General features: G+C 54.3%; 12 protein-coding genes and 1 riboswitch. Of the genes, 6 read left to right on the top strand and 6 right to left on the bottom strand.

Features of this window, described 5'->3' with window-relative positions; translation table 11 throughout:
* Window positions 1–38: 38 nt before the first annotated feature.
* Window positions 39–641: a fimbria biosynthesis transcriptional regulator FimW gene (gene fimW / locus VGM55_RS23065; RefSeq protein WP_154189358.1), complete on the bottom strand. Its 603-nt coding sequence runs from the start codon at window positions 639–641 to the stop codon at window positions 39–41.
* A 213-nt stretch (window positions 642–854) separates the two neighbouring features.
* On the opposite strand from fimW, the gene tsr reads away from it, so the two are divergent.
* Complete coding sequence (tsr, locus tag VGM55_RS23060; RefSeq protein ID WP_331636839.1) at window positions 855–2519, top strand: methyl-accepting chemotaxis protein; 1665 nt, start codon at window positions 855–857, stop codon at window positions 2517–2519.
* A gap of 51 nt (window positions 2520–2570) precedes the next feature.
* Here the strand turns inward: tsr and VGM55_RS23055 are convergent, their stop codons facing one another.
* A complete protein-coding gene (locus VGM55_RS23055; protein WP_154189360.1) occupies window positions 2571–3506 on the bottom strand; it encodes a LysR family transcriptional regulator in 936 nt (311 codons plus the stop codon).
* A 178-nt stretch (window positions 3507–3684) separates the two neighbouring features.
* Between VGM55_RS23055 and VGM55_RS23050 the strand changes: the two genes are divergently transcribed.
* A complete protein-coding gene (locus tag VGM55_RS23050) occupies window positions 3685–5019 on the top strand; it encodes an MFS transporter (protein ID WP_331636837.1) in 1335 nt (444 codons plus the stop codon).
* A 15-nt stretch (window positions 5020–5034) separates the two neighbouring features.
* A complete protein-coding gene (locus VGM55_RS23045) occupies window positions 5035–6201 on the top strand; it encodes a M20 aminoacylase family protein (protein ID WP_331636836.1) in 1167 nt (388 codons plus the stop codon).
* A 53-nt stretch (window positions 6202–6254) separates the two neighbouring features.
* Here VGM55_RS23045 and ubiK read toward each other — a convergent pair whose 3' ends face one another.
* Window positions 6255–6515: a ubiquinone biosynthesis accessory factor UbiK gene (ubiK, locus tag VGM55_RS23040; protein WP_154189363.1), complete on the bottom strand. Its 261-nt coding sequence runs from the start codon at window positions 6513–6515 to the stop codon at window positions 6255–6257.
* A gap of 122 nt (window positions 6516–6637) precedes the next feature.
* Window positions 6638–6786, top strand: a riboswitch (FMN riboswitch).
* 93 nt (window positions 6787–6879) lie between these two features.
* On the opposite strand from ubiK, the gene ribB reads away from it, so the two are divergent.
* Both ribB and ygiD read left to right on the top strand, forming a co-directional pair.
* On the top strand, window positions 6880–7533 hold the full coding sequence (gene ribB / locus VGM55_RS23035) for a 3,4-dihydroxy-2-butanone-4-phosphate synthase (RefSeq protein ID WP_008460907.1): 654 nt from the start codon (window positions 6880–6882) through the stop codon (window positions 7531–7533).
* 167 nt (window positions 7534–7700) lie between these two features.
* Entirely contained in the window at window positions 7701–8489 is a 789-nt protein-coding gene (gene ygiD / locus VGM55_RS23030) for a 4,5-DOPA dioxygenase extradiol (RefSeq protein ID WP_154189364.1), read from the top strand.
* Window positions 8490–8655: 166 nt separating this feature from the next.
* Here the strand turns inward: ygiD and VGM55_RS23025 are convergent, their stop codons facing one another.
* The 3 genes from VGM55_RS23025 to tolC form a co-directional block, all read right to left on the bottom strand.
* A complete protein-coding gene (locus tag VGM55_RS23025; RefSeq protein ID WP_154189365.1) occupies window positions 8656–9816 on the bottom strand; it encodes a glutathionylspermidine synthase family protein in 1161 nt (386 codons plus the stop codon).
* Between the two features lie 5 nt (window positions 9817–9821).
* The gene (locus VGM55_RS23020) at window positions 9822–10496 is read right to left on the bottom strand and encodes a DUF1190 family protein (protein WP_154189366.1); all 675 of its coding nucleotides are present in this window, start codon (window positions 10494–10496) and stop codon (window positions 9822–9824) included.
* 169 nt (window positions 10497–10665) lie between these two features.
* Window positions 10666–12150, bottom strand: coding sequence for an outer membrane channel protein TolC (gene tolC / locus VGM55_RS23015; protein WP_331636835.1), 1485 nt, complete (start codon window positions 12148–12150; stop codon window positions 10666–10668).
* 212 nt (window positions 12151–12362) lie between these two features.
* On the opposite strand from tolC, the gene nudF reads away from it, so the two are divergent.
* Complete coding sequence (gene nudF / locus VGM55_RS23010) at window positions 12363–12995, top strand: ADP-ribose diphosphatase (RefSeq protein ID WP_154189368.1); 633 nt, start codon at window positions 12363–12365, stop codon at window positions 12993–12995.
* Window positions 12996–12997: the final 2 nt, after the last annotated feature.

Genomic DNA, 12997 nt, shown 5'->3' with positions numbered 1-12997 from the left:
ATTCCCTGGCATAATAAGAAAAGACTTAATTGAATGATTCAATCCAACAAAAAAGGCAAATTAAGTTTTATATAATTCAGAAGTTTAAATTGGTTCTTGATATTAAGTTTTTTCATAATCGACAGTCGTTTATCCCGTGCGGCATTTTCATCAATATGCATAATAAATGCGGCATCGACCAGCGAGTAGCCGCAGGCCATTAGCTTCAATAACTCGCGTTCCTGCATGTTGAAATGCCGGGTGGTGCAATAGTGGCAAATCGATGCGGGAACCGGCAGGGCATTTTTTCTACGCCGCTCCGGGTCGACCCAAGGAGCCAGTTTGAGTCTGACATCTTCAACCTCATCTTCACGGTAAATTGACGGCAGCATATACAGGCAAGGGCGGAACATCAGGTTTTCCTGGTCCTGCCTGCGGCAGATGAGGATCACCCGCTGGTGGCGCGTTGTTTGCGGTATTTTGTAGCAGTTGGCGGCCGGCCAATTATCGTCGAGGGCGACAAAAACCAGGTCGGCAACATCCTGATGCGCCAAAGGTAAGAAATGATAAGTCTCGCTAAACTGATGGCAGAGCTGCTGGATAATAATTTTTATGCCATGGGCAAAATGGCTATTTCGTTCACAGATAGCAACGGTAAGCATGCTTTCCTCCGGGCTGATTGACTATTAAAAAAATAATAGTGAAAAAAACTCGGGTTATGAATGTGTTACGACTTAACCCCGCAGTAGTGGAGGATGAATTATTGCCAGGCCATTTCTTGGGAGTAGCAGAAAAAGCGGCAAAAAAACGCTTTGGGTAAAGTTTTCTGCTGTTACGCCGATGATTAAGACGTGTCTTACAGGGAATGAGAAGCAATGTTAAACCGTATCAAGATCGTTACAAGCTTACTGGTAGTCCTGGGGTTGTTTGGCATTTTGCAGATAGCTTCCGGCGGATTGTTCTTTAACGCGCTGAAGCAGGACAAAGAAAATTTCACCGTTTTACAAACCATTCGTCAGCAGCAGTCAACGCTGAACGGCAGCTGGGTTGCGCTGTTGCAGACCCGTAATACCCTGAACCGCGCGGGCATTCGCTATATGATGGATGCCAACAAAATTGGCAGCGGCGCCACCGTTGAAGAGTTGATGGGAATTGCCAGCACGTCGCTGAAGCGGGCGGAAGTCGAATGGGTGGCATATGAAGCCTTACCCCGCGATCCTCGCCAGAACGATGCCGCCGCTCAAGAAATCAAACGCAATTACGATATCTATCACGGCGCGCTGGCGGAGCTGATTCAACTGCTCGGTGCGGGAAAAATTAATGAATTCTTCGACCAGCCGACCCAAGGGTATCAGGACGGTTTTGAGAAGCAATACGTTAACTACCTCCAGCAAAATGACCACCTTTACCAGGAAGCCGTGGACAGCAGCAATAGCGCTTACAGTATGGCCATCTGGATCCTGATTGGCGTGCTTATCGTGGTATTGGCGGTAATTATTGTTGTCTGGCAGGGGATCCGCACGACGCTTATTTCTCCGCTGAACCGACTGATTGAAAGTATTCGCCATATTGCCGGCGGTGACCTGGTACGCAAAATCGATGTTGAAGGCACCAACGAAATGGGGCAGCTGGCAGAAAACCTGCGCCATATGCAAAATGAGTTGGTTATTACCGTCGGTGAAGTGCGTAACGGCGCAAACGCTATTTATAGCGGAGCCAGTGAGATTTCTATTGGTAATAACGATCTCTCTTCACGTACCGAGCAGCAGGCGGCCTCGCTTGAGGAAACTGCAGCCAGTATGGAGCAGCTAACCGCCACGGTTAAGCAGAATGCCGAAAATGCCCGTCAGGCAAGCCAGCTGGCGCTCAGCGCCTCTGAAACCGCACAGCGCGGTGGCAAAGTCGTGGATAACGTAGTGCATACCATGAGCGAAATTGCCGGCAGCTCGCAGAAAATTGCCGACATTATTAGCGTGATTGACGGTATCGCCTTCCAGACCAATATCCTGGCGCTGAACGCCGCCGTTGAAGCCGCTCGTGCGGGGGAGCAGGGGCGTGGTTTTGCGGTTGTGGCCGGTGAGGTTCGCAACCTGGCACAGCGCAGTGCTCAGGCAGCAAAAGAGATTAAAACCCTGATTGAAGACTCGGTCAGCAAAGTGGATACCGGCTCGACGCTGGTTGAAAGCGCCGGGGAAACCATGGGGGAAATCGTTAATGCGGTAACCCGTGTGACCGATATTATGGGCGAAATCGCTTCTGCCTCTGATGAACAAAGCCGGGGAATCGATCAGGTTGGTTTAGCTGTCGCCGAGATGGACCGCGTGACCCAGCAAAACGCCGCGCTGGTGGAAGAGTCCGCCGCCGCTGCCGCTGCGCTGGAAGAGCAGGCCAGCCGCCTTACGCAGTCTGTTTCCGTGTTCCGTATCGCTCAGGAGCGCCAGGCTAAAGCGCAGACCGCTGCGCCAAAGCTAAGTTCCACGGTTTCGGCTCCGCGTAAAGCCGTTGCCGCGGCTTCTGACGATAATTGGGAAACCTTCTAATCCACCAGGCCTCCTGACAATAAGGCGGATAGCTCAGGTTATCCGCCTTTTTTACGCCCTCGCCACCATCTCCAGCGCGTCGCTATCTTGTAGCCAGTCGCGTGAATTGATCCTCAGCATTTCCATAAATGTATTACCCGCGGTGGAAAGCCGGCCAATACTGGGGCAAACGATGCTCACGCTGGTGGCTGGCAATACCTCTTTTAGGGTTAGCGGGCGCAGGTTTTTTTCATAACCCGGGAAGCGCAGTCGCACTGATGTCCACATGCTGACAATCGGCGCTTGCTCCATCATGCGTGCCATAATCCACGGCGAGGAGCAGTGAACAATGGTCGGCGGCAGCGGCAGATTATAGCGGCGGAAAACCTGGCCCAGAATGGAGTGTTCTCCCGGCTCGTCCCAGTCAAGCCAGGGAAATTGCATCAGACTTTTCAGGGTAGTGGTGTGGGTAACAGGATGGTGCTCCCCGGCAATAATGGTGTTACTCAGGGCGTAGAGCGTTTCGTGATACAGCGTGCCGATGGGGGTACCGCTGGCGCTGGTCATTACCGCCATATCAAGCCGCTGGTTAGCCAGCGCATCCAGAATCTGGTGCGGCCTGCCTTCCATCGCGGTTAACTTCACGCCGGGGTAGCGGTTCTGGTACTGGCTCATTGTGGTACTGAAGGGGCCGTAAGAGGCGGCGGAGGTAAAACCGATACGCAGCTGGCGCATCGCTTTACCGAGCAGATTGTCTATTTCATCCCGCGCCTGATGCAGCGATCGGTCGATATCTCTGGCATGGCGCAGCAGCACCTGGCCGTACTCGTTTAAGGTCACACCCCGTGATGAGCGTTGCAAAATTGGCATGCCAATTTCGGTTTCCATTTCCTGAATGGTTTTGGAAATTGCCGGTTGGGTAAGGTGTAGCGCCCTGGCGGCCTTGCCAATGCTACCTTGTGCGGCAACTTCCAGTAATACATCTAACTGATTTAGCTTGATTTTCATCTCTTACCTCGCCGTCACGTGCCTCTGCCGTGCAAAAAACGCTCACTCAGGATACAAAGAATATAACTAAAGGCATAACCAATTTTTATGTTTGCGATGTTCTTTTTTTATGCAGATAGTCGAATCACTCCCTGGAGTAACAACACGACATGCAAAATATAATTAGAAGGAAGTGAGCATGAAATCATCTGCCAGTCCTGCCTCAGCGGTGAGCGGGTTGATAGCCCCGTTGCAGCCTGAAACTCGCCCGGTTGAAGAGCGGGCCAGCGTTAAATCGCTGGTGGCCGTAACGCTGGGAAACGGGTTAGAACTCTATGATTTTGCAGTTTATAGCTTCTTTTCGGTCATTATTGGTCATCTGTTTTTCCCCTCCAGTAATGACTATATTTCGCTACTGCTGGCGGTCGCGACATTTGGGGTCGGCTTCGTGATGCGCCCGCTGGGTAGCTTGGTACTTGGCAACTATGCGGACAAACACGGCCGCCGCGCGGGTATGACGCTGATCCTCGGTTTGATGGCTCTTGGCGTGATGCTGGTGGCGTTTGCGCCGACATACGGGCAGGCTGGGATCTTCGGTCCGCTGGTGCTGATTGCCGGTCGGCTGCTACAGGGATTTTCCGCCGGAGGGGAAGTCGGCGCAGCAACCAGCTGGCTGATGGAAGCCGGGGATAAGTCCCGGCGCGGGCAGCGCGTGAGTTGGCAGATGACCAGCCAGGGCGGTGCGGCGCTGTTTGGCGCGGCAATGGGCGCAGGACTGAGCCACTATCTTAGCGAAGAAGCGCTGTACGATTGGGGCTGGCGCGTACCCTTTATTCTTGGCCTGGCGGTCATGCCCATTGGCATGTATATCCGTCGTCATCTCCCGGAAACCCATCACACCGCAGCGGCTCCCCAGGGGGAAAATTCGGCAAAAACGCTCTGGCGCGAACATCGCCGCGCGCTGTTACTCGGTATTTTGCTGATCATGAAAGGCACGACGACCTTCTACATCATCATTTACTACATGCCTGCGTATATGGTGAACACGCTGCACATGCCGGCGGCAACCTCCTACTGGATAAGCCTGACGGCGGCGCTGTTGACGCTTGTGGTCCCTTTTTTTGCCGGAAAGCTTGCGGACCGCCTGCCGCGACGCAAGCCGATCATGACAGCCTGTTTTGTCGGGTCGTTATTGCTGATCTGGCCGATCTTTGCGTCGATCCTCAACGGTCTGCCGTTGGCGATCGCGATTGCGTTAATTGCTGTTGATCAGGTACTCGCGAATATTTGCACGGTGGCGCTGTTTTTGCTGCTGCTCGAGGCATTTCCGAAAACGGTACGCGCCTCGGGCATTAGCATGGTGTATGCCATTGGCGTGACGCTGTTTGGTGGTTTTGCGCAATTTAACGTTACCTGGCTACTGAAAGCGACCGGCCAGCCGATGACCCCGGCCTGGTATTTGATTTTCTGCTCTTTCGTTTCCCTGGCGGCACTGCTTGCCTGGCGGGAACGGAAAACGCTACCTGACGCCTAATACAAGGAGCTATCTATGTTGATTAAAGAGATCCTGGATCGTGAAGAAGAGATGATCGCCATTCGACGCGATTTCCACCAACACCCGGAGCTGGGTTTTGAAGAGTTCCGCACCAGCGACCGCATTGCCGAGCTGCTGACCGGATGGGGTTATGACGTGCATCGCGGATTGGGCGGCACCGGGGTAGTTGGCACGCTAAAAGTAGGCAACGGCGGGAAAAAATTGGGCATCCGTGCCGATATGGATGCGCTGCCGATGCAGGAGCAAACGGGGCTACCGTGGGCAAGCCAGGTGGAAGGCAAGATGCACGCCTGTGGGCATGATGGGCACTGTGCCATTCTGCTCTCTGCGGCGCGCTATCTGGCAGAGAAAAAGCCGTTTAACGGGACGCTGCATCTGATCTTTCAACCGTCGGAAGAGAAGATCGGCGGGGCTAAACGTATGATTGACGATGGTTTGTTCAGACTCTTCCCGTGTGATGCGGTATTCGGTTTGCATAATTTCCCGCTGATCCCCGCCGGGCAGTTCGTCACTAAGCCGGGGGCGCTGATGGCTTCTTCGGACAGCATGACGATCACGCTGGAAGGCAAGGGTGGGCATGGATCGATGCCGGAACATTGCATCGATCCCACCATCGCCGGGGCATCTATTGTAATGGCGTTACAAACAATCGTCTCCCGGAATGTCGATCCGCAGGATGCGGCGGTGGTCACCGTAGGCAGCCTGCAGAGCGGCACAACGCACAACATTATCCCTCATAGCGCCGTGCTGAAGCTGAACATGCGGGCTTTTAAAAAGGAGGTTCGTGAGGCGCTCAAACAGCGGGTTGAGACCCTGGTGCACGCACAGGCGGAAAGTTTTGGCGTGAAGGCCAGCATCGAGGTGGATTTTGGCTACCCGGTGACGGTGAACAACGAAGCGCAAACCGCATTCGCGTTCCAGGTGGCTCGCGACACGTTCGGCGCGGATAACGTAGCGGATCCGCAGCAGGTCAAGAGCATGATGGGCAGCGAGGATTTCTCTTTTATGCTGGAAGACGTGCCCGGCTGTTATATCTGGCTGGGAACGGCGACGGGTAAGGACGACTACTCAGTGCATCATCCGCTGTATCAGTTTAACGACGCCTGTATTTCGGTAGGGGCAACGTACTGGGTGCGGCTGAGCGAGGCATTTTTGCGCTGAGGATGTTCCCCTAACGCTTTCCTTTACGGGAGCGTTAGGGGGAAGGTTATCCATTACTCTGCGGTTTTTGGTGCTTCGCGGTTTTCCAGCTCGGTGAGGCGCTGTTCCAGCAGAGCCAGCTTCTCACGGGTGCGCAGCAGCACCTGAGTCTGCACGTCAAACTCCTCCCGGCTCACCAGGTCGAGGCGGGTCAGCTGGGACTGCAGTACCTGACGTACTTTTTTCTCCACATCATCCCCGAACTCACGAATCCCTTTCGGCATTGACTCATGGACCTGGCGGGCGATTTGTTCAATTTTTTTCGGGTCAATCATAGCGGCTTCCATTATCTGGCGGGTGATTAGGCTAATTGTAATGCCTGATTGAAAGGGGATAAACCCGAAATGTTACCTGCTTAATCGTTGCCCACGAAAATGATTAGCGCTATAGTGAACCTGCTTATTCTCAGGGCGGGGTGAAACTCCCCACCGGCGGTAAATCAGCGTACGCTGAAAGCCCGCGAGCGCTTCAGGCTTTGTCTGGAGGTCAGCAGATCCGGTGTAATTCCGGGGCCGACGGTTAAAGTCCGGATGGGAGAGAGTAACGATCATGTCAGGCTCCGGCCTGCTCACGTTATTTTTTTAGCTCCTAAGACTGCCCTGATTCTGGTAACCATAATTTTAATGAGGTTTTTTTACCATGAATCAGACGCTACTTTCTGCATTTGGCACCCCGACTGAGCGCGTAGAGCGTGCTCTTGACGCACTTCGTGAAGGCCGCGGCGCGATGGTTCTCGACGACGAAAATCGTGAGAACGAAGGCGATATGATCTTCCCTGCTGAAACCATGACCGTTGAGCAAATGGCGCTGACCATTCGCCACGGCAGCGGTATTGTCTGCCTGTGCCTGACCGACGAACGCCGTAAACAGCTCGATCTGCCGATGATGGTCGAAAACAACACCAGTGCTTTTGGCACCGGGTTTACCGTGACCATTGAAGCCGCTCATGGCGTGACGACCGGTGTTTCTGCTGCCGACCGTCTGACCACGGTACGTGCGGCAATTGCCGACGGCGCGAAGCCGAGCGACCTGCATCGCCCAGGCCACGTATTCCCGCTGCGCGCGCAGCCGGGCGGCGTGTTAACCCGCGGCGGCCACACCGAAGCGACTATCGACCTGGTTTCTCTGGCCGGTTTCAAACCCGCTGGCGTCCTGTGTGAGCTGACCAATGACGACGGCACCATGGCGCGTGCGCCGGAGTGCATCGAGTTCGCCCGCAAACACAATATGGCCGTTGTGACCATCGAAGATCTGGTGGAGTATCGCCAGGCGCAAGCGCGCAAAGCCAGCTAAAAAAATAAAGCCCGGTCGCACGATCGGGCTTTCGCTTTTCATCCCTTCCGACGTTTTTTCGCCTGTTCAAAATTTCTGATGATGATCATCACGCTTATCTGAGTTCTTCCCGTAAAAATTGGGCGTAATCTGTGTTCATTAAAGCTTAGCCATTTAAGGACACCATCATGACAACCCAACGTATGCCCGCGCTGTTCCTTGGTCACGGTAGCCCGATGAACGTGCTGGAAGATAACCGCTATACCCGTGCCTGGGCTCAGCTTGGTGAAACGCTGCCGCGGCCAAAAGCGATTGTGGTGGTGTCGGCCCACTGGTTCACCCGGGGGACAGGCGTCACGGCGATGGAAGCCCCGAAAACGATCCATGATTTTGGCGGATTTCCGCAGGCGCTGTATGACACGCATTACCCGGCTCCCGGCTCGCCTGAACTGGCGCAGCAGCTGGTCGATCTCCTTGCCCCGGTACCGGTCGCGTTGGATAAAGAGGCCTGGGGTTTTGACCACGGCTCATGGGGCGTACTGATCAAGATGTACCCGAATGCGGATATTCCGATGGTGCAGCTGAGTATCGACAGCACTAAGCCCGCGGCGTGGCACCTTGAGATTGGCCGCAGGCTGGCAACGCTGCGTGACCAGGGCATTATGCTGGTGGCGAGCGGTAACGTTGTGCATAATCTGCGCACCGCACGCTGGCACGGTGAAAATACGCCGTACCCCTGGGCTGAGTCGTTTAATGAGTATGTGAAAGCTAACCTGACCTGGCAGGGGTCTGCTGAGCAGCATCCGCTGGTGAATTATCTTGACCACGAAGGTGGCTCACTGTCGAATCCGACGGCAGAACATTTCCTGCCGCTGCTCTATATTCTGGGCGCGTGGGACGGCAAAGAGCCGGTGGCGGTTCCGATAGACGGAATCGAAATGGGGTCGCTGAGTATGCTGTCGGTCGTGGTTGGATAAACGAAAAAGCGCCCGCTGGGCGCTTTTTAGGTTGCTGACAAAGAGGGATAAAGCGTGGTTTTTCCCTCTTTGTTGTTATCAGCCGAAAATCAATGAATTGATTTTCCTTGTTTACTTGTTGGTGCTATCTGGCACTTTTCCTCTTTTGTGAGGCTTTTCTACTGCTTTATTCAACAAAGATATGCGGGTAAAAGCGTGAAAGATCCTGAGTGATAAGCTCGCGATCTTCACGAATGCCAATCCCGGCTGGTTGATCGTTGATAAGCCAGCTACCAATCAGCGTATAGCTGTCGCCGAATTTGGGTAGCTGATAGAACTGCTGGACGATCAGGCCTTCTTCGCCGTATGGCCCGTCAACGCGCGCGATCTCCTGACCATTTTCGATGATCTTCACGTTTGCGCCTTCGCGGGAGAAGATGGGCTTCACGACGTATTTTTCCATCGGCGGGAAGTTGTCTTCGGCGAAATAAGCCGGCAGCAGGTTAGGGTGATCCGGGAACATTTCCCACAGCATTGGCAGCAGTGCCTTGTTGGAGATAATGCTTTTCCAGGCCGGTTCGAGCCAGCGTACGCCTGCATCTTCCAGCTTGGTGGAGAACATCTCGCGCAGCATGTGCTCCCACGGGTAGAGCTTGAAAAGGTTACTGATAACCTGATCCTGCAGATCGGTAAACTGCCCTTTCTCTCCAAGACCAATTTCCTCAATAAAGAGGAACTCGCTGGCGACGTCAGATTCAGCCGCGCAATCCTGCAGGTACTGAACCGTACCGCGATCTTCTACCGTGTCCTGGCAGCAGGCAAAGTGCAGCAGATTAAAGCCATGCTGCTGTTTAAGCTCGGCGAAGCGTTCAATCAGCTTCTCCTGCAGGCTGTTGAACTGATCGGCCCCTTCGGGCAGCTTGCCTGCGGCTATTTGATCTTCAAGCCAGATCCACTGGAAGAACGCCGCTTCATACAGTGAAGTTGGGGTGTCCGCGTTGTTTTCCAGCAGCTTAGGTTCACCGATGCCGTCCCACGCCAGATCCAGGCGCGAATAAAGGGACGGCTGCTGGCTGCGCCACGACTGACGCACGAACTCCCAGGTGTGTTTCGGAATGCGGAAGCGGGCCATTAGCTCGTCGCTGGCAACCACTTTTTCCACGACCTGAAGACACATCTGGTGCAGTTCGGCGGTCACCTCTTCCAGACGTTCAACCTGAGTAAGCGTTAGCTTGTAGTAAGCGTCTTCGCACCAGTAGGGTTCGCCGTACATGGTGTGGAAGTTAAAGCCGTACTCGTTCGCTTTTTCACGCCAGTCCGGGCGTTCGACAATAGAGACTCTTTCCATGTTTATCAGCCACCCATCGAACGGCCGGTGCCGGAGGCGCTACTGCGCTGCATGGTGGACTGTTTAGCAACTGACTCGCCAAAGCCGCCGCGAGTCACGGTGGAGGTGGTGGCGGGTTTTGGTGCCATAGCGCTCTTCGGCACGCTGGTGGTGCGGCCCGGGGTTGCTGCGCCGTAGCTCTTACCGCTGGCGTCAGCGTATTTGCCGTAGGCCGGGCTCGCCGGGTTTTTCGAGGTGAACAGCGGCTGTTGAGCAAAGCCCGCGCCGCCGCCCATCAGGCGACCCATCATGTAGCCCGCCATCAGCGGCATCCAGAAGCTGCCGCTTTGTTGCGGCTGGGCCTGAGCCTGGCTTTCACCCGCAAGGCTTGCCTGAGCAGGCGCCTGCTGGCACTGGCCTTCACCAAACTCGGCCACACAGGCTTCACGTGAGGCGTACTTCGGCGCGGTGCGCTCGGCTTCTTTCAGCGCGTTGTTATAGGCGGTGGTACATTCTGCACTCTTGCTCGGGTTTGCCTGCGAGCAGTCGTCCGCGTTTTGATACATGGAGACGGTTTCGTCGTTTTGTTCACAGCCAGCCAGCATAAAGACGGCGGTGACGGCCAACGCCACCGGCGTGAGATGGCGTGCGTTCCAGCTTTTGCGGAACGAGGAATGATTTATATTTTTTGTCCGTTTCATTGACTTAGTCCTGAGCCCAGTAGGTTTGGTGCTAAGGATAGGGGATGAATGGTCGAAATTGAAGCGATGTCGGCCTGTTGGCAGGGAATCTTTACGTTGCCTTACGTTCAAACGTGAGGCCGAAAAAAAGGGGCGTGTATTCACGCCCCGGATATTGATGTTTTCGCGATTAATTAGCGAATGGGTTCGCTTTTTTACCGCTGGTGGCTGCTGCCGGAGTGGCATGGGCCGGTTTAGTGGATGCAGAGGCCGCCGTTGTGCTGTAACCGTCGGCGCGGGCATCCTGATCTGGCGTTTCTGGCGCGACGCTGTCCGCTGCCGTAGAAACCGGCTTGCCGAGGGCACTGTTCAGAACCTGCAGATCCTGTTCGTTCAACGTACCCAGCGCTGATTTGATATTCAGCTGGTTAATCAGGTAGTTATAACGAGCGCTTGAAAGTTGTTGCTTCGCGTTATACAGCGTGGTGGTGGCATCCAGGACGTCAACGATGGTACGAGTCCCTACGGAGTAACCGGCTTCCATCGCATCCAATGAGCTTTGCGCAGATACAACGGCCTGTTTGTAGGCGTTGATGGTGCTGATGGAGGCATTCACGTTGTTAAAGGAAGAACGTACGGTCTGTACTACGCTGCGGTGTGCGCTTTCCAATTGCTCGCTGGCACCCACGAAGTTGTACTGCGCCTGTTTAACCTGAGAGTTCACCTGGCCGCCCTGGTACAGCGGCAGGGAGAAGCTCAGGCCAATCTGGTTTTGCCCTTTATAGCTGTTGTCATACTGCGGACTGCTGGCGGTTTTAGACCCGTTATAGCTGGTGTTAGATACGCCGCTGGACGCGTTCAGGCTCAGGGTTGGCAGGTGCCCGTCTTCAGCCAGACGAATCTGTTCGCGGGCCAGATCCTGGCTCAGGCGCGCCTGCAGCAGGCTGAGGTTACGCTTCTCGGCTTCTTTCAGCAGGCTATTTACCGCGTCTGGTTTGGTGGTTTTGAAGCCGTCAACGTTCAGAGAAGCCAGATTCAGGTAGTCATTACCGGTGACCTGACGCAGAGATTCTACTGCGTTATCCAGGTTATTACGTGCGGTCACTTCGTTTGCCAGTACGGTATCGTACTGCGCGCGGGCGTTCTGTACGTCGGTAATGGCAACCAGGCCTACGTTAAAACGCTGAGTGGTCTGATCTAACTGACGATAAATTGCCTGTTTCTGCGCTTCGGTGTAGGAGAGAGCGTCAATTGCGCTCAGTACTTTAAAATAGGCCGTCGCGGTATTCAGGATCAGGGCTTGCTGGTCGGTCTGGAAGCTGACGTCCTGGATGCCTGCGGTTTTTTCCTGCAGGCTCAGCGCACGCCATTTAGACATATCGAAAATAGTTTGTGTCAGCTGCAGGGTAGCGCTGGTGGCGTTGGAATTAACACCATTCTGATCGCGGAAACCGCTGCCGTAGGTGTAATCTGCACCCAGGCCCAGCTGCGGAAGTAACGGGCTGCGTGTTTCGTTAATTTTTTCGAATGCGGCGTCGCGATCGGCGGCGGATTTACGCAGGTCCGGGTTACTGGTGCGGGCCTGTTGGTAAACCTGCAGCAGGTTTTCTGCCTGGCTCATGGCGCTGAAACCTGCCAGGCTCAGACCGATAAGAATGGGGAGCAGTTTCTTCATTTGCATTCCTTGTTGTGAAGCAGAATTATTTTGTTTAACGCCGACAGGAGTCAAAAATGATCGCCAATTCTACAGATTCCGCCAGCTGGGCAGGTTGGCGTAAAGTGCCATCTACCTTAATTTTCACCAATCTACCACATCAAAATTGAAAGGGCAGTTGTACGGGGTTGAAATCGCCCAGCCAGCGCCCATTTGCCATCAGGACATCATCTATGAACAAGTCAGTAAAGCAAGTGGCTACTTTCGCCAAAAAGGATGTAGAAATTATTGCACGTGAAACGCTTTATCGCGGCTTTTTTTCACTCGATCTGTATCGCTTTCGGCATCGATTGTTTAACGGTGAAATGAGCGGTGAAGTGAGGCGAGAAATTTTTGAGCGCGGTCACGCGGCGGTGCTGCTACCCTATGACCCTGTGCGCGATGAAGTAGTGTTGGTTGAACAAATTCGCATCGCCGCCTGGGACACCAGTGAAACCCCATGGCTGCTGGAAATGGTCGCTGGCATGATTGAAGAAGGCGAGAGCGTGGAAGATGTTGCGCGCCGCGAAGCAGTAGAAGAAGCCGGTCTGGTTGTGGGGCGCACCAAACCCGTACTGAGCTATTTAGCCAGCCCCGGGGGCACCAGCGAAAGACTGTCTATCTTAGTCGGCGAAGTGGATGCCGCCCAGGCCAAAGGTATTCATGGTCTGGAGGAAGAAAACGAAGATATTCGTGTTCATGTGGTAAGCCGGGAGCACGCTTACCAGTGTGTAGAAGAGGGGAGCATCGACAACGCAGCGTCGGTCATCGCTTTGCAATGGCTGCAGCTGCATTATGAGCAATTGAGAAAAGAGTGGAATCACTAACT

This window comes from Cedecea sp. (assembly GCF_036500665.1).
Taxonomy (GTDB): Bacteria; Pseudomonadota; Gammaproteobacteria; order Enterobacterales; family Enterobacteriaceae; genus Cedecea.
This window is presented reverse-complemented; position numbering and strand designations above follow the sequence as displayed.